General features: G+C 65.0%; 17 protein-coding genes, 1 tRNA gene and 2 pseudogenes. 10 read left to right on the top strand and 10 right to left on the bottom strand.

Annotation, left to right across the window (positions count from 1 at the left end; all coding sequences use genetic code 11):
* Nucleotides 1–53: 53 nt before the first annotated feature.
* The 6 genes from U5919_RS13710 to U5919_RS13685 all read left to right on the top strand — a co-directional run bounded on the left by U5919_RS13710 (nt 54) and on the right by U5919_RS13685 (nt 7,424).
* The gene (locus U5919_RS13710; protein WP_336024997.1) at nt 54–1,214 is read left to right on the top strand and encodes a PAS domain-containing response regulator; all 1,161 of its coding nucleotides are present in this window, start codon (nt 54–56) and stop codon (nt 1,212–1,214) included.
* A gap of 64 nt (nt 1,215–1,278) precedes the next feature.
* Nucleotides 1,279–3,207 (top strand): PAS domain-containing sensor histidine kinase, encoded by a 1,929-nt coding sequence (locus U5919_RS13705; RefSeq protein WP_336024996.1) that lies wholly within the window; start codon nt 1,279–1,281, stop codon nt 3,205–3,207.
* A 159-nt stretch (nt 3,208–3,366) separates the two neighbouring features.
* A complete protein-coding gene (locus tag U5919_RS13700) occupies nt 3,367–4,707 on the top strand; it encodes an FAD-dependent oxidoreductase (protein WP_336024995.1) in 1,341 nt (446 codons plus the stop codon).
* 244 nt (nt 4,708–4,951) lie between these two features.
* The gene (locus U5919_RS13695; RefSeq protein ID WP_049987241.1) at nt 4,952–5,146 is read left to right on the top strand and encodes a cold-shock protein; all 195 of its coding nucleotides are present in this window, start codon (nt 4,952–4,954) and stop codon (nt 5,144–5,146) included.
* 190 nt (nt 5,147–5,336) lie between these two features.
* On the top strand, nt 5,337–6,059 hold the full coding sequence (locus U5919_RS13690; RefSeq protein WP_336024994.1) for a hypothetical protein: 723 nt from the start codon (nt 5,337–5,339) through the stop codon (nt 6,057–6,059).
* A 72-nt stretch (nt 6,060–6,131) separates the two neighbouring features.
* The gene (locus U5919_RS13685; protein WP_336024993.1) at nt 6,132–7,424 is read left to right on the top strand and encodes a glycosyltransferase; all 1,293 of its coding nucleotides are present in this window, start codon (nt 6,132–6,134) and stop codon (nt 7,422–7,424) included.
* Between the two features lie 53 nt (nt 7,425–7,477).
* Here U5919_RS13685 and U5919_RS13680 read toward each other — a convergent pair whose 3' ends face one another.
* Nucleotides 7,478–9,058, bottom strand: a complete 1,581-nt coding sequence (locus tag U5919_RS13680) for a spermidine synthase (protein ID WP_336024992.1) — start codon at nt 9,056–9,058, stop codon at nt 7,478–7,480.
* A 148-nt stretch (nt 9,059–9,206) separates the two neighbouring features.
* On the opposite strand from U5919_RS13680, the gene U5919_RS13675 reads away from it, so the two are divergent.
* Entirely contained in the window at nt 9,207–9,746 is a 540-nt protein-coding gene (locus U5919_RS13675) for a hypothetical protein (RefSeq protein WP_336024991.1), read from the top strand.
* 70 nt (nt 9,747–9,816) lie between these two features.
* On the opposite strand, the pseudogene U5919_RS15950 reads toward U5919_RS13675, so the two are convergent.
* From U5919_RS15950 to U5919_RS13665, 3 genes and pseudogenes are all read right to left on the bottom strand, one after another.
* A pseudogene (locus U5919_RS15950) lies at nt 9,817–10,122 on the bottom strand (helix-turn-helix domain-containing protein); the annotation flags it as partial.
* A 171-nt stretch (nt 10,123–10,293) separates the two neighbouring features.
* Nucleotides 10,294–10,665: pseudogene (locus U5919_RS15945) on the bottom strand (ArsR/SmtB family transcription factor); the annotation flags it as partial.
* 452 nt (nt 10,666–11,117) lie between these two features.
* Complete coding sequence (locus U5919_RS13665; RefSeq protein ID WP_336024989.1) at nt 11,118–11,813, bottom strand: DUF1405 domain-containing protein; 696 nt, start codon at nt 11,811–11,813, stop codon at nt 11,118–11,120.
* A gap of 124 nt (nt 11,814–11,937) precedes the next feature.
* On the opposite strand from U5919_RS13665, the gene gpmI reads away from it, so the two are divergent.
* From gpmI to U5919_RS13650, 3 genes are all read left to right on the top strand, one after another.
* Nucleotides 11,938–13,452 (top strand): 2,3-bisphosphoglycerate-independent phosphoglycerate mutase, encoded by a 1,515-nt coding sequence (gene gpmI, locus U5919_RS13660; protein ID WP_336024988.1) that lies wholly within the window; start codon nt 11,938–11,940, stop codon nt 13,450–13,452.
* 68 nt (nt 13,453–13,520) lie between these two features.
* Nucleotides 13,521–13,614: transfer RNA gene (locus U5919_RS13655), tRNA-Pro, on the top strand.
* Between the two features lie 199 nt (nt 13,615–13,813).
* Nucleotides 13,814–14,053, top strand: a complete 240-nt coding sequence (locus tag U5919_RS13650) for a TrmB family transcriptional regulator (protein ID WP_336025593.1) — start codon at nt 13,814–13,816, stop codon at nt 14,051–14,053.
* A 156-nt stretch (nt 14,054–14,209) separates the two neighbouring features.
* On the opposite strand, the gene U5919_RS13645 is transcribed toward U5919_RS13650, so the two are convergent.
* From U5919_RS13645 to ptsP, 6 genes are all read right to left on the bottom strand, one after another.
* Nucleotides 14,210–14,962: a CPBP family intramembrane glutamic endopeptidase gene (locus U5919_RS13645; RefSeq protein ID WP_336024987.1), complete on the bottom strand. Its 753-nt coding sequence runs from the start codon at nt 14,960–14,962 to the stop codon at nt 14,210–14,212.
* A 120-nt stretch (nt 14,963–15,082) separates the two neighbouring features.
* Nucleotides 15,083–15,586 carry a DUF4188 domain-containing protein gene (locus U5919_RS13640; RefSeq protein ID WP_336024986.1) on the bottom strand — a complete coding sequence of 168 codons (504 nt, stop codon included), beginning with the start codon at nt 15,584–15,586 and terminating at the stop codon, nt 15,083–15,085.
* Between the two features lie 107 nt (nt 15,587–15,693).
* On the bottom strand, nt 15,694–15,843 hold the full coding sequence (locus U5919_RS13635) for a DUF7557 family protein (protein ID WP_336024985.1): 150 nt from the start codon (nt 15,841–15,843) through the stop codon (nt 15,694–15,696).
* 63 nt (nt 15,844–15,906) lie between these two features.
* On the bottom strand, nt 15,907–16,899 hold the full coding sequence (gene fba / locus U5919_RS13630) for a class II fructose-bisphosphate aldolase (protein WP_336024984.1): 993 nt from the start codon (nt 16,897–16,899) through the stop codon (nt 15,907–15,909).
* A gap of 177 nt (nt 16,900–17,076) precedes the next feature.
* Nucleotides 17,077–17,538, bottom strand: a complete 462-nt coding sequence (locus U5919_RS13625; protein ID WP_336024983.1) for a PTS fructose transporter subunit IIB — start codon at nt 17,536–17,538, stop codon at nt 17,077–17,079.
* A complete protein-coding gene (gene ptsP / locus U5919_RS13620) occupies nt 17,535–19,235 on the bottom strand; it encodes a phosphoenolpyruvate--protein phosphotransferase (RefSeq protein WP_336024982.1) in 1,701 nt (566 codons plus the stop codon). Before ptsP ends, U5919_RS13625 begins: the two co-directional genes overlap by 4 nt.
* Between the last annotated feature and the right edge of the window lies 1 nt (nt 19,236).

Genomic DNA, 19,236 nt, shown 5'->3' with positions numbered 1-19,236 from the left:
AGTCTGCAACGCCAGTAGTATTTTGATGCGGTAGCGAGTAGGGGCACGCTGTGATGGCCGTGAAAGAGGGTGTCAAACTGGAACATCTCGACATCGTCGGCAGCGGCGACGAGATAACGATCCTCCACGTCGATGACGACCCGGATTTCGTCGAACTGGCCGCGACGTTTCTCCAACGAGAGACCAGTTCGTTCCGAGTATGCACGGAGACGAACGTCGCGGACGGCTTGGACGTCCTCCGGAACCGCGAGATCGACTGCGTCGTCAGCGACTACGAGATGCCAGGCCAAAACGGGTTGGAGTTCCTCGCGACGGTCCGCGAAGAATTCCCCGAACTCCCGTTCGTGCTCTTTACCGGCAAAGGCTCTGAGGAGATCGCGAGCGAGGCGATTTCCGCGGGCGTGACCGAGTATCTCCAGAAGGAGACCGGCACTGACCAGTACACCGTCCTCGCGAACCGGATCGAACAGGCGGTAAAGCGACGGCGTGCCGAACGGGAAGTGTATCGTGGCTTTCAGGCAATGGAATCGGCGCAAGAGGGAATCGGAATCATCAACGAGGACGGCACGTATCAGTATATGAACCGCTCGTACGCCGAGATATACGACCGAGAGCCGGTAGAGCTCATCGGTGAGCACTGGGAGAAACTCTATCCCGAGGCGGAGGCCGAACGGTTCTACGACGAGATCCTCCCCACCCTCGAACGCCAAGGCTGGTGGCGGGGGGAGTCCGTCGGCGTCACCAAACACGGCGAGAAAGTGCCGGAATCGCTCGCGCTCACACATATGAACGACGGCGGGCACGTCTGCGTCGTCCGCGATATCTCCGATCGAAAGGCGCGCGAGCGAGACCTCCACCGCGAACAGCAGTTCCTGAACACCGCGCTCGACGCGCTCGGCGACCTGTTTTACGTCTTCGACGAAGAGTTGAATTTCCTCCGCTGGAACGACCGCCTCGAAGAGGTGACGGGCTACTCTGCGGCCGAACTGGCCGAGCTGTCACCGGCGGATCTGTTCGACGAGGACACAGACCGCATCAAACGGGCGATCAACGACGCGCTCTCGGGCCGAAGGCAGGTGACTGTCGAGGCGGATCTCCGTCGGAAGGACGGCGGGGCTGTCCGGTATGAGTTCGCCGGATCACCGATCGAAGAAGACGGCGAGGTCCTCGGCATCTGTGGCGTCGGCCGAAAGGTCGATCGGACGCGTCAGTGACGTCGAACACCCGAGATCGGATCTTCCAAACCGTTTTACGGCCACTGAGTGTGTTATCCGACAGATGATCGGTGGCGAGACGAAGCGAGTGCTCGGCGGTGGTGGGATCTCGGCATTCGGGGGCGTAGCAGCGACCATCACGCTGTTTGATATCTACCAAGACGCCGTGCTGCAGGGCAGTCCGCTGTCGCTTACGCTGTTGGAGAGCGCGCTGCCGCTGGTACTCAATGTCGCGCTCGTCGCCGCGGGCTTGATGATCGTCGCCGATGAATCGATCCGGGTGGCCGCCGTGACTCGGGCGACGAAGTGGACGCTCCTCGGGGCCTCGTCGTTGCTGGTGGTCACCGGCTGGGTGTACTACTTTCAGTCTCTGCAAAACGACGTCGAACCATTCATTCTGTTCAGTAACGTCGTCTCGATGGGTGCGGTCGCGGGGCTGGCCGTCGGCATCTACGACGGCCAGCGGCGTGACCGCGCCGAGCAACTGACTGACGAACACGACAAACTGCTGGCGCTCTTCGAGAACAGTACCGACTGCATCGCCGAGGTGGCGTTCGTCGACGGCCGTCCGATCGTACGCGGGGTCAACCCCGCGTTCCTCGAGGTCTTCGGATACGGTCGAGCGGAGATCATCGGAGAATCGCTGGATGAAACGGTCGTTCCCGAGTCAGAGTTCGACAGGGCGACTGAGCTCTCCGAACGGGCGAACCGCGGCGAACAGTTCGAGATCGACGAAGTGATCCGACGGACCGCCGACGGCGACCACCGAGTCGTCCGGTTGCAGGTCGTTCCGTTGTCGGGGACCCCGTCGGAAGCCGATCTGTACGCCGTCTACACGGACGTCACCGCCGAGCGGAAGTACGAACAGCGAATCACGGCGCTACACGAATCGATGCGCGAACTGGTGACGATCAGTTCGGTCGAGGGAATCGCCGCGGCCACGGTCGCCGCCGTCGAGGACGTGTTGGGCCTCAGCTACAGTAGCGTCCATCTGTACGACGCCGACACCGATCGGTTACGCTCGGTCGCCCACTCCAGCGATGTCGACGAGCTCCTCGGAGAACCGCCGTCGTTCGGACCGGGCGAAGCGATCGCGTGGGAGGTATTCGAGACGGGCACGGCGCGGTACGTCGAAGATGTGCACGCCGATTCAGACTCCTATAACGGCGAGTCGCCGGTGCGGAGCGAACTTATCGTACCGTTACAGGACTTCGGCGTCCTGCTGATTGGGGCCGAGACGCCGCGTGCCTTCGACGATTCGGACTTCTCGCTCACGAAGATCCTCGGGGCGAACGTCGAGGTCGCGATGGAGCGAGCCGAGCGCGAGGCGCAACTCGAACAGCAGAACGAGCAGCTGGAGACGTTCACGAGCATCGTTTCACACGATCTGCGAAATCCGCTCGGCGTCGCGAGCGGCTACCTCGAACTCGCCCGCGAAGGCGACGAGGAGGCGTTCGACCGCGTCGAAGGCGCGCTCGACCGGATGGACGAGCTGATCGGGAACCTGCTGACGCTCGCGCGGCAGGGCGAGGCGATCGACGAAGTACTGCCGGTGGCGTTGGGCTCGGTGGCCGAGCGAGCTTGGGACAACACGGAAACCGCGGACGCGACGCTGGAAGTCGACGGACAACGAACGCTCGAAGCCGACCCCGAGCGACTCCAACAGCTCTTCGAGAACCTCTTTACGAACGCCGTAGAGCATAGCTCTACGAGCCCCCCGTCGCAAACTCAGGAGGATACCGTCGACGAACACGACGGCGACGTCACCGTCCGAGTCGTCTCGACGGAGTCGGGGTTCGCCGTCGAAGACAACGGCCCGGGAATCCCTGAATCCGAACGCGAAGCGGTGCTCGCACAGGGATACACGACGCGGGAGGGCGGCACGGGGTTCGGCTTGGCGATCGTCAACGAAATCGCGACCGGTCACGGGTGGTCGATGCGCGTCGAAGCGAGCGAGTCCGGCGGGGCACGGTTCGTTTTCGAGACGCAATAGCGCCGGAGCCTCCGTATCCGTGTTGGGGTCGACCACGTCGGCGTCGCGAACGCCAATTCCGTCGAAAATGGGCTTCGTCGATCGTCTAAACGTCGATCGAAAAATATGGAGTTATCCCTATGGAGTGCACTCGACGAGATATACCCCTCAAAACCGATTATGTCTGGAAAATACGATCTCGTTATCGTCGGCGGCGGCATCAGCGGGGCATCACTCCTGTATACGACGGCGAAGTTCACCGACATCGACTCGATCGCGCTGATCGAGAAAGAAGCGGAGATCGCCGCGATCAACTCTCATCACACGAATAACTCCCAGACGCTTCACTTCGGGGACATCGAGACCAACTACACGCTCGAAAAGGCCGAGGGCGTCAAGACGGGCGCTGAACTGCTCGCGGGCTATCTGGAGAACCACGATCCCGACCGCGAGATGCACGCCAAACGCAGCAAGATGGTGCTCGGCGTCGGCGACGAAGAGGTCGAGAAGCTCGAAGCGCGGTACCACGAGGAGGGCTTCGGCGATCTGTTCCCGAAGCTCCGACCGATCGGTCGCGAGGAGATCGCAGAGATCGAGCCGAAGGTCGTCGAGGGACGCGATCCCGACGTCGAGATGCTCGCACTGCAGACGCCCGACGGCTACGTCGTCGACTACGGTGAGACCGCGAAATCGATGGTCGAAGTCGCCCGCGAGGAGGCGACCGTCGACGTCTTCACCGGGACGAAAGTCGAAGACGTCACAGAGACCACCGAGGGATACACGCTCACCACGGGTCGGGGGCCGTTCGACTGCGACGTCGCGGTCGTCGCCGCCGGCTCGCACAGCCTCCAGATCGCGAAGGAACTCGGCTACGGCGAGGACAAGGTGTTGCTGCCGGTCGCGGGGAGCTTCTTCCTCGCCGACGACCTCCTGAACGGGAAGGTCTACACACTGCAGATGAAGAAACTCCCGTTCGCGGCGGTCCACGGCGACGCCGACGTCCACGACGACAGCATCACCCGGTTCGGCCCGACGGCGAAGCTCGTTCCCACCCTCGAACGCGGCCGGTTCTCGACGGTCGAGGACTTCCTCGACGTGTTCGGGCTCAACGCCGCGTCGTTCCTCAGCTACGCGAACATCCTCGCGGATCGGATCCTGCTCCCGTACGTCCTGACAAACCTCCTCTACGACGTGCCCGAACTCGGCCGGCGGTCGTTCCTTTCGGAGGTCCGGAAGGTCGTCCCGAGCGTCGAACTCGACGACATCGAGCGTGCGAAGGGGTACGGCGGCGTCCGCCCGCAGATCGTCGACACCAGCCGGAAATCCCTCGATATGGGCGAAGCGAAGATCGTCGGCGACGACATCATCTTCAACATCACGCCCTCGCCGGGCGCGTCGACGAGCCTGAAGAACGCGATGCGCGACACAAAGACGGTCTTAGACTGCTTCGACGAGGCGTACGAGTTCGACGAGGAGGCCTTCCGCGCGGACACGATCGAGAACTTCCCGCACGCCGAGTAGACCCCCGGAAACGCGTCGTCTGCGCCTGCGAGGCGTTATCACGACTCCCGGGTTCCCGGAATTCCGGTTCGATTCGAATGAGCGGTATGTTCCGACGAACAGTCGTCGTTTGCCGTCCGGAACCGACTGTACACCGGAGACAGAACTGCATTCTACAGTAATCGGATATTCGTTTTCTCTACCGAGACATTTTGAAAAAGAATACAGAAGTCTTATTTGTGTACTCGCCATCCGTCTATTTGCAATGGCAAACGGTACGGTTGATTTCTTCAACGACACGGGCGGTTACGGTTTCATCGAGACAGAGGACGCAGACGAGGACGTGTTCTTCCACATGGAAGACGTCGGCGGCGAAGACCTCACCGAGGGAACGGAGATCGAATTCGAGATTGAACAGGCCCCCAAGGGCCCCCGCGCGACGAACGTCGTCCGCGTCTAAGTCGGTTCTGACCGTCGCCGTCAGGCGACAGATGACCCGCACAATTTTCCATCGAACTACGCCCCGTAGCGACGGGGCTACCGTCGCACGGACGAATTTCAGCTATTTGTTGTGACAATCGATAGAATATTTATCGCCCGTCCGTTCGATGCAGAGTGTGAGTGTCTCTATCACTGCCACGGTTCGGGGTATGGCCGATCGAGCGAACCCCGCCTTCGGCGCGGGGGCGGTGCTCGTGCCGGTGACGTTGTTCGTCGCCGCCGTGCTGTTCGGGACGGTTCAGCAGTTGACGTACGTCCACGTGATGACGGGCGTGCTCTGGACCGGCATCGACCTGTTTATGGCGATGGTCCTCGGTCCCGTCCTCGGCGGACTGGACGTCGAAGAACGCGCGGCGGTGTTTCAGCGGTTCACGCCGAAAATGACGTTCCTGATGCCGACGCTCGCCTTTACCACTATCTTCGCTGGAATGGTGTTGGCGGCGAAGATGGGGCTGCTTCCCGGGCTCGCCGCGTGGGGCGGACTGTTCTCGATCGTCGCGATGGGTCCGGCGCTTCTGGCCGTGGCGTATCAGTTCGATTCCTTCACCGACTGGCGCTGGCTCGCGCTGTTCGTTCTCATCGTCGGCGGCGGCGCGGCCTCCTTCGTTGCGAACCTCGGGACCTTCGCCCTGCCCGGCGCGCCGATTCTGCTGGCGCTCGGCATCGTCAGTCTCCTCACCATCATCGGATTCGGCGTGTTGCTGCCGGGGGAGGCGCGGATGTATCTCGAAATGATATCGGCGGATCCCGACGTGGAACTCATCGGTGCGATCGGGATGCGGAACGCGAAGCTCAGCGGTGTTGAGGGCGTCCTGCAGCTCAGCATCGTCGCGGTGATGGTGTATATCCGCTGGGGCGGCTTCGGGTTCTGAGACCCCGACAGATTCCGGTTGGACCCAGCCACAAGACACATATTATACGATCCGAAGAGGTCCACAGCGCCAATGCCACCGACAGTAGCCGTCGCGCACTACCCCGAAGGTGCGGGACACGCGACGCGAATGCTCGCTATCGCCAAGGCCATCGAATCCGCTGGCGGATCAGTACGGATGGCGGGTGGCGGGGCCGGAACGGAGTTCGTCGCGCTCAACGGCTTCGACGAGTTCGAACCGACGAACGTCGATTACATCGACACCTACCAGAATGGGTCGCTGTGGCAGACCGCAAAGCGGAGCCTTCCAGCCAGTCTCAGTCGGATTGCTGACTATCAGGCGTGGCTTTCGGCGACCGAACCGGACGCGTTAGTCACGGACGATATGTTCGCGGCGATGGCTGCAAACCGTTGTGACGTTCCATTGTACGTGCTGAAGCACGATATGCCGGGGCTGTACGACGACTTCACGGAACGCGCCGGGGCGCGGTTTCACACGTTGTTCCAGCTGGCGACCGCACGGGAGTTCTTCTATCCGGTGGTTTGGCCCGAATCACCTGTCGATCCGGCGCAGGCGACGCGCATTCCGCCGGTGGCGCTGGACGGTCACTCGCCGATCCAAGACTCCGCGGACGTCGTCGTCGTCCCCAGTCACTACTCCTCGCTGTCGCGTGTATCCGAGCATCTCCGGCGACAGGGCTACGACGTGCTCAACGTGGCCGACGAGGACTGGGATCCGGTCCAGTCGCTCCTGCCGTACATCCGCGGCGCGGACGTCGTGGTCTGTTCGGGGTACTCGACGATTATGGACGCCGCCGTCGCCGGCACACCCTGTATCGTACACCCGGCGACAGACGAACAGGACGCCGTCGCCGACTGTTTAGCACGGTTCGACGTGGGGGGCTTCACGGTCGCCCCGGATCCGATCGACGTCTTGGACGCTGTCGCCGACCCGCCGTCCGACCCGGCGTTCTCGAACGGGGCCACGTTTATCGCGCGGCACGTGCTGCTCGACCTCGAGGACCCGGATCCGTATGCCATCCCCCACGCCGATGAGTCGCCCGAGGTCGGCCCCGATATCGCCGAGAGCTCGAAGCTGCGATCGATCGCGACTGTTCCGGCGGTCGCCGCCGCGGGCGTTATCGCAACGACGAGTGTAGTGGCCCCTTCACGACTCGGGCGAAAGATCAGTTCGATCGCGAGCCGGGTTTCGGATGCGGGTCAGAGATTGAGAAACCAGACCGAAGGAGCGGGCCGCCGCCTCGCGAGAGTGGTCGGTGACGGCGTCCGGATCGCTGCCGGCGGCTGCCGAGGGCTCGCCCGTCAGTGCCGGCGCGCGCTTTCTGGTCGGCTGAGCAGGTCGTGAAGGGGTCGGGGAACCGACGCTGACTCGGCTGTGCCGACGGGTATCTTGGCGAGTTAGGTTGACGTCGATACCGCTGTCCCGTTCGAGCCGTCCGCGCGGACCCGGACGTACCGCTGCCCGACGGCGTTGTCCAACAGGCTGTCGACCGGCGCGCGGTCGTCTCTGAGGACGGGGACGTCGTCGGTGGGTTCGTCAGTCCGGTAGGAGTCGAGGTCCGTCGAGAGGTCGATACCGACGTCCCGTCGCTCAGCCCGGGCCTGCAACTCCGACTGCGTGAGGCGCTCACCGTTCTTCGTCGCCACGATCTCGATGTTCTGGACGACGGGGCCGCCCGCGGTCGGGAAGCTGTAGACCTGCGGGAAGACCTCTCGCATCGTCTTGTACTCCGCGCGGTAGAACTCGGAGGCGGGGCCGGTCGGCGCGGAGATGAGATTCGCCAAGAGGACGCCGCCGTCGTCGAGCCGATCCGACGCGAGTCCCATAAATTCGACCGTCGTCAGCTGAAACGGTACGGTGTCCTTCCGGTAGGCGTCGAGGACGATCACGTCGTAGGTGCGATTCGTCTCTTCGAGGTACTGACGACCGCCGCCGGTATGGACGTTCATCCGCGAGGAGTCGGGGATCCCGAAGTGCTCGTCGGCCGCGTCGACGACGGCGGGGTCGAGTTCGACGACGTCGACGGTGACGTTCGGATACCGGTCGTGGAAGATCCGCGGTCCGGTGAACCCGCCGCCGCCGACGAACAGCACGCGGTCGATCTCCTCGACCTCCCCCTCGGTGAACAGCAACGACGCGTGGAAGTAGCGCGTGTACTCGAAGACGTGCCGGTTCGGATCCTCGAGATCCATCGCGCTGTGCGGTTGGCCGTCGAGGTACAGCGTCCGGGTATCGCCGCGGTCGACCACGCGGAGTTCCTGATAAGCTGTCTGCTCGGCGTGGACGACGTCACCGCCGATTCCCGGGCCGACGCCGCCGGTCGCGGCGGCCGCGACGAGCGCGAGCGCGACGACGCCGACGCGCAGTCCCGTCTCTCCGCGGAGATCCGGGGCGGCGACCGCGGCGGCCGCGACGACCGCCGAGAGCCCGAGCACGAGCCCGATCTGCGGCACCGACAGCGTCGGCACGAGGACGTACGTCGTCGCGAACGCGCCGACGATGCTCCCGATCGTTCCGAGCGCGTAGACGTGGCCCGCGGTCGCGCCGACGTCGCCGCCGGCGAGTTCCGCAGCGTAGGGACTCACGTAACCCAGCAGGTACGTCGGCGGGCCGAACAGCAGCGTGATCGCCGGAAGCGACGCGAACTGGCTCGGGAGCGGGAGGAGGCCGGTCGACTGGACGACCATATCGCCGAACAGCACGACGCCCGCGACGTACAGCGCGCTCGCGAGAAACACGCCGACCAGCCTCGCGTGCGACGCGTTCGACGCGGCGCGCTTGCCCCCGCGGTGGTAGCCGAGGCTCAGCGCGGCGAGGAAGACGCCGATGATGCCGCCCCACGTGTAGATGCTGTTGCCGAACTCGGGCGCGAGGATCCGCCCGGCGAGGATCTCCAGTCCCATACTCGTGACGCCGGAGACGAACACGGCGGTCTCCGGTCGGGTCGGCCACCGCTGCGGGAGAAACCGCGATTCCATCCAGTGGGAGAACGGCCTCCGTCGACTTCAACGCCGCGGCCGCGCGGTTGTCGCCGCTCGGAGCGGGGCAAGCGCCGCGTCTTCAGTAGGGCAAGCGCTACGACTCCAACGGCACAAGAGTCACGACTCGTGAGCACGATGTCCCCGTATGCAACGCACGGACGAGCGTCGAGAGCAGTCCCGCGCCGAAACGGGCGGGATCCGCGACGACCGCGAGATCGACACGGAGGCGCGAACGTCAGCCCGTCGGGACGACCGCGGCTCGAACGACGAGGGGTTGATCCGACGGCTGACGCCGTCGCTCCCGTCAGTACCGCGGCCGTCGTTTTCCGTTCGGTCCTTTCTCGTCGTCCTCGCGCTGTCGGTAGTCGGCATCGTCGCCGGCGGGTCGGTCCCGTTCGTCGGAACGCTCGGCCAGCTCATCGGGCTGTTCGTCGCCGCCTTCGCGATCGGCCTCGTCGGCTCGCGGACACGGTATCTCGAAGTCGGACTCGCCGGCGCGGCCGCCGCCGGACTCGCGTTCGTCCTCGGGACGCTCACCAGCGTCTTCGCGCCGCTCGCCGTCGGGGTTATCGCCGATTACGGCGTCGCGATCGCCGGGGTCGGCACCGGAACGGGGCTGCTCGCGGCGCTCCTCGGCCATTACTTCGGTCGCGACCTTCGCGACGGGCTCACCCGCGAGGTGTGAGTAGTGGGTCGTCGAAGCGCGGCGATCGGTCGGCCGCCGAAGAAGCGTCGCAATCGATCGGAGACGTCGCTCAGTGGATCCGCCAGCCGCTTCCGTCGTTCTCGACGAGGTCCCGCTCGGAGAGTCGCTCCAGCGCGGTCTCGACTCGGTCGAGACTCGCGTTGAGTTCGCGGGCGACATCGCGGGCGCTCTTCGGACCGCGAACGAGCGTCGAGAGGAGTTCGGCGTAGAACCGGCTGTCCGCCTCCGAGCCGAGACGCTCCGAGAGGTCGTCGAGCACGTCGGTCACGCGACCGTGGACCCACCGCTGCGCCAAGGAGAGTTCGCTCTCGACGTCTTCGAGGTAGGCGTATTGTCTCGCGAGATCGGCGACGTCTCCGGATTCTGCCCCGCCGTTGGTCGCGACCGCCGCTTCAGCGGGTCGACGTCCCGCTCTGTCGGGGGCGTCCTCCCGTCTCGCTGCGTCGCGGTCGTCGTTGCGGTCGCCGTCGGTTTCATCGTCGGTTTCGTCGTCCATCTCGCCGCCTCGATCCCCACGCTGCGTCTCGTCCCGTCCGACTCGGTCAGCGTGGCCGTCAGTCGACTCCGGCACGTCGAACGAGATGTGCTGGCAGCGACCGCGCATATCGAGGCTCCGGCTGGCCGGGTAGGCGCTCTTCGCGCCGAAGCGGTACGGCGAGACGCTCACCTCTAATCGGAGGTTCCGCGCGATGTGGAAGTACTTCCGACGCTGGTCGTCCGTGCGACTCTCGACGAGTCCCGCCTCTTCGAGCCGCCGGAGGTGGTCGATGACGGCCTTCGGACTGACCCCGAGGTACTCGCTGATCTCGGTGACGTAGCACGGTTTGTGCGAGAGAAGCCGGAGAATGCGCCGCCGGTTCTCGTTCCCGAGGAGATCCAGCAGTACCGCAGCGTCCATAACGATAGGTAAATCGCCGGGACGTAAGACGCTGACGCATTTCTCGGTTGACGTCGTTTCTGTTGCGGCTATGGGAGATATGACAACCTCGGAAGCCCCCGCGCGCTCGACTCGATGCGCTCGCTGCGCGCTTCGTCGTTCGCTCCGCTCACTCCTGCAGTGCTTACTTCGCGCGTCTACGCCGAGCGCGCGGCCCCTTCCATTCCCACCCGACGTGGACTGGATGAGTTGTCGTCGCGCGCCGTCGGTACCGCTCCGATAGCAACGCTGTGCTGCGTTCGCTGGCGAACAGTCGGCACGGGCTGCGGTCGGAACACAGCCGCCGCTTGTTCCCGCGTCGCTGTGCCGAACTATCGCGAACGACGCGGGGCGGATGTCACGTCACGGCGACGTTGGCCGCGTCTTCGTATATAAACGCTCGCCGGGTGCCGGTCGCGGCCGGCCACCGCCGTTCAGCCCGACTCGTGTCGATCGAACGCCCACGCCGCGTAGCCGACGACGACGAACGAGAGCGCGACCGTGATCCCCGCCAGCAGCACCCCAGCCTCGTAGCGGAGCGGCGGATACAGCCCGAGTCCGTAGTCGAACGCGTCGTTGACGAGCAGCAGGAGGAGTGCCGCCACCAACGCCTCGCGCGTGGTTTTCCCGTAATAGGGGATCACCGCCGCGTGCACGAGGAAGAACAGGTGCGTGAGGAGAATCCCCCAGTACTCCCAGAGCAGCGCGGGCGTGAATCCGACGTAGAGGTCGGGTCGAAGGTTGAGCGCGATAGCCGTCCAGAGCCCGTATTTCAGGAGCCAGACGAACGCGAGCGTGTGAACGAGCGCGAGCAGGCGGTTCGATGGTGCCTCCGTGATCTCGTTGCCGAGGTGCGACAGGAGCGTCGCCACCGACAGCGTCACGAGCGCGAGCGCCGTCGGCGAGTCGCCGAAGAGCGGGTACGCGAGCGAACTGATCTCTCGGAGCGACGGGTCGCTGTGGACGTAGAAGCTGACGCCGAGGAGGAACGCCGCGCCGTCGACGACGAGCAGCCACCCGAGACTCGCGCCGTTTCCGAGGTAGTACTGGACCCACCGCTCGGGGAACGGGCGTCGGAGTCGCGCGCGCCACCCGTCTCGGTCTGTCGCCCCGACTGCGTCCTCGGCCATTAGGGGAGACCACGGCAGCGCCTCGAAAGAAGCTGTCGCGTCGTCGTGGCCGCGAACGAGCGTGCACCCGAAGCGACCCCGACGAAGCGAAGCCTATTCCCGGGCACCCGCCCTCGGTCCGCGTATGCAGGCAGCGCTCGTTATCCTCGACGGCTGGGGACTCGGGGACCACGACCGACGCGACGCGGTGAAGGCGGCGTCGACGCCGAACTTCGATCGCCTCGCCGAGTCCGGCGCGTACGGTACCCTCGACGTTTCGGGCCGCCGCGTCGGCCTCCCGGAGGGACAGATGGGCAACAGCGAGGTCGGCCACCTCAACATCGGCGCGGGACGCGTCGTCAAGCAGGCGTACACGCGCATCGAGGATTCGATCGCCGAGGGTACGTTCGCGACCAACGAGGCCATCGCGTCCGCCTTCGACCACGCCGAGGAGACGGGCGGCCGCGTCCACTGTATGGGCCTCCTGAGCGACGGCGGCGTCCACTCCGAGCAGGGCCACCTCCACGCGCTGCTCGAGATCGCGGCCGACCGCGGCGTCGACGCCGTCACGCACGCGTTCACCGACGGCCGCGACACCGATCCGCACGGCGGCGAGGGCTACCTCGAAACGCTCGCCGAGGTCGTCGACGAGCACGGCACCGGCGATGTCGCCACCGTCTCCGGGCGCTACTACGCGATGGACCGCGATCGGAACTGGGAACGGACGAAGCGCGCCTACGACGCCATCGTCCACCGCGAGGCCGACCACGAGGCCCCCTCTGCCGTCGAGGCCGTCCGCGACTCCTACGACCGCGGCGACACCGACGAGTTCGTCGAGCCGACGCTCGTCGAGGGGGAGCCAGCGCTCGAAGACGGCGACGTGGTCCTCTTTTTCAACTTCCGCCCGGACCGCGCGCGTCAACTCGTCCGACTCCTCGCGGACATCGACCCCGAGTGGCCCTTCGAGACCGCCCCGCCGGCGACCCGGATCGTCACGATGACCGAGTACGACGAGACGTTCGACCTCTCGGTGGCGTTCCCGCCCGAGGAGCCGAGGGACACGCTCGGCGAGACGCTCGCGGCGGCCGGAAAGACCCAGCTCCGGATCGCCGAGTCCGAGAAGTACGCGCACGTGACCTACTTCCTCAACGGCGGCCGCGAGGTCGCCTTCGACGGCGAGATCCGCCGGATCGTCGAAAGTCCAGACGTCCCCACCTACGACCTTCAGCCGGAGATGAGCGCCGAAGGCGTCACCGACGCCGCCATCGCGGTGATCGACTCCGATGACCCCGACGTGCTCGTGCTCAACTACGCGAACCCGGATATGGTCGGCCACACCGGCGACTTCGACGCCGCCACCGAGGCCGTCGAGGCCGTCGACGAGCAACTCGGACGCCTCGTCGCCGCGGTACGGGAGGCCGGCGGACACGTCCTCCTCACGGCGGACCACGGCAACGCTGACGATATGGGGACTGCCACGAAGCCGCATACCGCCCACACGACGAACCCGGTCCCGCTCGTGTACCTGACGCCCGACGGCGACGACGGCGGGCGGCGAGTTCGCGACGGCGGATCACTGTGTGACATTGCGCCGACGATCCTCGAACTGATCGGCGTCGAGCAGCCGACGGCGATGACGGGCGTGTCGCTGCTGGAGTGAGTCACCGGACGCTGAGTCGAATCGGGCTGCCGCTACGCATTTACCGGTACGAACCGTTGTTACGCGATGGAAGGGTGGCTCAGTGGTAGAGCGTTCCGGCAGTGGCCGTCACTCGGTCGCGCCGGATTACGGCTTCGCGTGGTTCGACTCCCGCCCCTTCCACTGTCTGTGAGTCGGTGACACTGTCGTCGCCAGTCGAAAAAATCGGCCGAAATCGGCGGCGGATCCGACGTGAACGTTCGTCCACTTTTCGAGAAATACGCAGTACGTGCCCGCTATCGCTATATTCGTATCTGAGGTGTTTCGACGATCGTCGTGGATGAGTTTTATTATCGTCGAAGACAAGAGGTTGGTAACAACAATGCAGGGCACGATGCACTCACGACCGACGGCGGGGATCGAGACGCCGTCGATCCCGACGGAACTCGAATCACCGCGTGCGAAACTCGTCTATCTGTTCCTTTCGACACACGGGGAAGCGACCCTCTCGGAACTGGAAACCGGACTGGATATGAAAAAGATCTCGCTGTACAGCATCCTCTCGACGCTCTGTGAACGCGGCCTCGTCGATCAGGACTGCGAGCGCTACCAGCTCTGTTAGCTCCCCGTCGAGACCGCCAGCGACCCGTCTGTGGCTATCGGTGCTGTTACCGTTCTATTTGTTCAATGCGTCCCCACTGAAACGGCGGTTCGGTAGACGTGCGTACCGATTGCCCGCTGAGACACTGGCCACCGACGCCGTCGCTTGGACGCCTCGTCACAGGACAAGCCCGCCTGTCCACAGCAACGCGTGGGCAACAGACGGCACGAGAAGGTTCCCGGTTCGTTCGTACGCAACTCCGAAAATCGCGCCACTCACGGACGTTTCGACGAATGCGCTGGCTGGCCCCATTCCCGCCGACAGGGCAGCGACTGGCACGTGCATCAGTCCGAAGCAGACGGCGGCGAGAAGAATCCCCGGCACTCCCTCGAACGTCTGTCGCAACCGGCCTTGGATGATACCCCGGAAAAGGAGTTCTTCCGCAGGTGCGGCGAATACGAACCAGCCGACGAAGACGACGATCCACAGGAGCGGACGTGTCCCGAAGCCGTCGATTCCCATCCCCGGGGATGCGGGCGGTTGGACGATGCCGACCGCCGCCAACAGGGGTTCGAGCACGAATCCGGCTCCCGCGGTCAACACGGGGATAGCGACAATCCAAGCCACTCCCCGGAGCGACGGGACGCGAAACGTAATCGAGTCCAACGGGAACTCACGGACGGTGAGGTAGGCGAGCGAAACGCCGAGAAAGCCGAGTTGGATCGCCCGTGAACGCAGGAGTTGAACCGCATCCATCGACGGGACGTCAATCGCCTGTATGCCAGTGGCTACGATCAACACGGCACCGATTCCGGCAAGTACACTCCCGATGGTCAGACTGACAGATTCAGTTACTGCGATAACTTGCGCCCGCCGAGTCGAAGAGTCGCTTCCAGTGGCGAAGCCGAGATCGTCGGGAAACGGCTGCATACGAAGCCATCATAATAAATTGACATAAGGCTGCTGATGACTGCTCGGGAGGGATTACCTTCGATCACCTATCGGTCGAATTTGTGACCCAAAGGATCGCAAAAGCACCCTAGTAGCGTCTCATCTGTCGCGACGAGGCGCTTCGCTCGCGGTATCAGCCGGCCGCGTCGGCGTCCCCGTTTCGGAGAGCCCGAGGTTACGGCGATGGTCCTCCATCGGCACGAGCGACCCGTGTTCACCCAGCCCGGTCGGCGGCATATTCCGGTAGAAGGTCTCGAAACTGCCGTCTTTGACGACGTAGAGTTCGGCCCAGAAGCCGAGTTCGCCGTTGGTTCCGACCTCCTCCTCGTACCACTGCCACGCCGGGACGTGCGTCCCGTTCGGATCCTGTGCGAAGCGCTTGATGTCTTCGAGCGATCGCCAGTATTGGATCGCCGCGCCGCTCCGCAGGCCCATATACGCCGGCAGATAGCCGAGAAAGCCGCTGTCTGGATCCGCCGCTAACTGCTCGAACATCTTCCCGGCTTTGAGTCCCGCACGCAGGTACTTGGGAAGCGCTCGGAGCTTGTTCAGCCGCATCCCGTTGATGTAGATCACGTACTCCCCGTCGATTTCAGCGGCCATTCGCTCGGTAATAATCGGTTTCATTTCAATACCTATACGATTCTCGCTGACATCTACGTGCCGGTCAGAAACGCGTCTGCGGAGCGGTTCGACGGAACTGCCCCGTGCTACACCTCGTCGCCGCCGTGAAAGAGCGTCAGCTCCCCGGCCTCGTAGATGTTGATGAGTTCGGTGACGATCTCGTCGTAGTCTTCGTCTTCCACCCGGAGCGCGTCTAATCGCTTCACCGTTTCCTCGTCGAGGTGAATCTGTGGCATACGCGAGAGAAAGCCGCGTCGAGACTTAAATCCGGGGACCGAGACGGGTGGGCCGAGCCCCGTCTACGCGTACCGGGTCTGTCCGGCGCTTCCGGAGACCTCGGCGAGGTCGGCGTGGACGTCGGCGATGCGCTCGCGGATCTTCCGCCCCACGACGCGGGGGTCGAAGACGTCCTTGTTGGGCGACCAGTCGGTGTCGTTGAAGAACGTGTCGCGGTCGCCGTCGACGCCCTCGGGCGGAACGATGTTCGTCGGGTCCTCGTCGTAGAGATCGTACGCCGTTCGGGTGTACTCGTACTGGTATCGGGTGTCCTTGTTCACCTTGCAGATGCCGTGTTGGAGCATCCGCTGCAGTTGGTCGGGCTGGACGCCCGAGGAGCCGTGCAGCACCAGCGGCGTGTCGAGGCCGTGATCGCGGAGCGCTTGGCGGATCTCACCCGCGAGGTCCGGACGGAGTTCCAAGTCCTTGCCCTTCGCGACGCCGTGCTGGGTGCCGACCGAGATCGCGAGCAGGTCACAGCCCGTCCGGTCGACGAACTCGACGGCCTGCTCGGGGTCGGTGTAGAACGCCTCCTCGGCTTCGATCTCGTCTTCGACGCCCTTGATCTGGCCGAGTTCGGCCTCGATGAGGACGTCCGCGCCCTTCTCCTCTTTCATCTCGACGATCTCCCTGCTCGTCGCGACGTTCTCCTCGAACGGCTCGTGGGAGGCGTCGATCATAATCGAGGAGGGGATCCCGAGATCCATCTGCGCCTCGATGAACTCGGGGTCGGTCTGGTGGTCCATATTGAGGAAGACGCCGATGTCGTACTGGTCGGCGATGGTGTCGATGTACGCGCCCATCGCCTCCAGCCCGTCGACCGGATCCTCGTTGCCCGCGAACGTGCAGGCACCGCCGCTGAGCTGTAAGAGGAGATCCGAGTTGGCCCGTGATGCGCCCTCCATCAGCCCCATCATCACGTTCGGTTCGGCGATGTTCGACGCGACGAGGCCGAATCCCTCCTCGAGCGCGTCGTCGTAGACGTTGGCGAGTTCACTCCCGCCGTAGAACGGCACTGTGTGTCACCTCACGTGTGCGTTCTTGCGCCGCCGCCATAAGGTATGCGGAATGTGTCCGTTTCTGCACGAAATTGCGCGTTTTGATCGTCGCCCGCGCATCACCGGCGACAAAGCGAACAGCCGTGTCAGTCCGTGTATCGCCAGCTGGAACCGGCCGAGAACGGATCGCGTAGATCAGGAGAACAGTCGCTTGATGCGGGCGAACAGTCCCTTCTCTCGATCCCCACCGCGGCGACTCGCGTTCGACGGCGTCGCGTCGGCGGTATCATCGCTATCGGCGTCGTCGCCATCGTCGTCCTCTCCGCCGAGGTCGACCGCCCCGGTTTCCCCTTCCTCGACGAGTTCCGCGGCGCGCTCGAAGAGGCTCTCGGGGTCGTTGACGCCGTCTTTCACCGTCCCCTTCACGAGCGGCTTGCCCTCGAAGCGGTCGCGGCTGACGGCGGTGTCGGAGGCGATGATGACCGCGTCGGCGTCGGCGATCTCTTGGGTCGTGAGCTCGTTCTGCGCGCCCATCGCGCCCTGCACCTCGACTTTGATCTCGTGGCCGAGGCGTTCGGCCGTCTGTTCGAGGTTCTCGGCGGCCATCTGGCTGTGTGCGATTCCGGTCGGACAGGATGTGACTGCGACAATGTTCATTGTATGGTCTCCGTTAACACGCCTTCGACTTCAGCTTTCGTACTGGCGGCGAGCGCCCGCTCGGCGAGCGCCCGCGCACTCTCGGTCGTCGTTTCTGTCACCGCGCGCTTCACCTGCGGTACCGTGACCGCGCTCATACTCAGTTCGTCGAGCCCGAGTCCGACGAGCAGCTCGGTGAGGTCGGGATCGCCGGCCATCTCTCCGCACATCCCGACCCAGACGTCGGTTCTCTCGGTGGCCTCGACCGTCGCGCGGATCGCCCGGAGCACCGCGGGCTGGCGGTAGTCGCCGAGTTCGGCGACCCGACCGTTACCGCGCTCGGCGGCCATCACGTACTGGGCGAGGTCGTTGGTGCCGATGCTGAAGAAGTCGGCGTGCTCGGCGAGGTCCGGGGCGAGAAAGGCCGCCGCGGGCGTCTCGATCATCACGCCGAACTCCGGGATCGCGTGTTTGACACCTTCGTCTTCCAGATCGGCCGCGACCGACTCCAGCACCTCGCGCGCCTCGCGCACTTCCTCGACGGTCGAGACGAGCGGCAGCATCACCGAGAGCTGGCCGCCCCCGTCGCTGCCGGCCGCCCGCAGGAGCGCGCGCAGTTGCGTCTCGAAGAGGTCCGCGTCGGGACCGAGCGAGCGGCGGATGCCGCGCTCGCCGAGGAAGGGGTTCTCCTCCTCGGGGAGGTCCAGGTACTCGATCGGCTTGTCGCCGCCGATATCGAGCGTTCTGACGACGACCCGGCTGTCGGGAAAACGCTCTATCGCGTCGACATACGCCTCGTACTGCTCGTCTTCGTCCGGCGGGGACTGCCTATCGAGAAAGAGAAACTCCGTTCGGAACAGCCCGATACCGTCCGCGCCGCGCTCGGCGGCCGGTCCCAAGTCGGCGCGCGTGCCGACGTTCGCGGCGACCTCGATCGGCGTGCCGTCGGCGGTCTCGACCGATTCGGGCCTGATTTCGACGTCCTCGCCGCCCGCCGCGGCCTCGCGCGTCGCGTCGTCGGGATCGACGACGAGCGTCCCCTCGGTGCCGTCGACGACGACTTCGGAGCCGTCGGCGACGTCGTGTAGCTCCTCGCCGACGCCGACGACGGCGGGGAGAGCGAGCGAGCGCGCGAATATCGCCGCGTGCGACGTCCGTCCGCCGGTGACGGTGGCGAACCCGGCGACGCGCTCGGGATCGAGTTGCGCGGTGTCGCTCGGCGTCAACCGCTCTGCGAGCACGACGCTGCCTTCCGGGAGGTTCGCGAGGTCGATCCGGTCGCCGCCGACGAGGACGCGGACCAGCCGATCCCTGACGTCGCGGAGGTCGTCGGCGCGCTCGGCCATCCGGCCCTCCATTCCCTCGAACTGTTCGATGAATCCCTCGAACGTCCGGGTGACTGCGTGCTCGGCGGGGAGGCCCGATTCGATTTCGCCCTCGACGCCCTCGGTGATCTGGGGGTCGTCGAGGAACTGGACGTGCGCGTCGAACACTTCGGCCTCCGCCTCGCCGACGCGCTCGGCCGTCCGCTCGCGCTCGGCTCGGATCTCCGCGCGGGCGTCGGTTCGGGCGGTCTCGAACCGTTCGATTTCCGCGTCGGCGTCGACGGTTTCGGGGGCGGGCGGTTCGTCGAGGTCCGCGTCGGGCGCGTACCAGACGGCGGTGCCGACGCCCGAGAGGGGCGTGACGCCGACGCCGGAGAGTCGTCGCTCTGTCATC

Origin of the sequence: Halobellus sp. LT62 (genome assembly GCF_037031285.1) — an archaeon.
Taxonomy (GTDB): Archaea; Halobacteriota; Halobacteria; order Halobacteriales; family Haloferacaceae; genus Haloquadratum; species Haloquadratum salinisoli.
The sequence above is the reverse complement of the archived record's forward strand: the minus strand, read 5'-3'. Positions and strand labels throughout refer to the sequence as shown.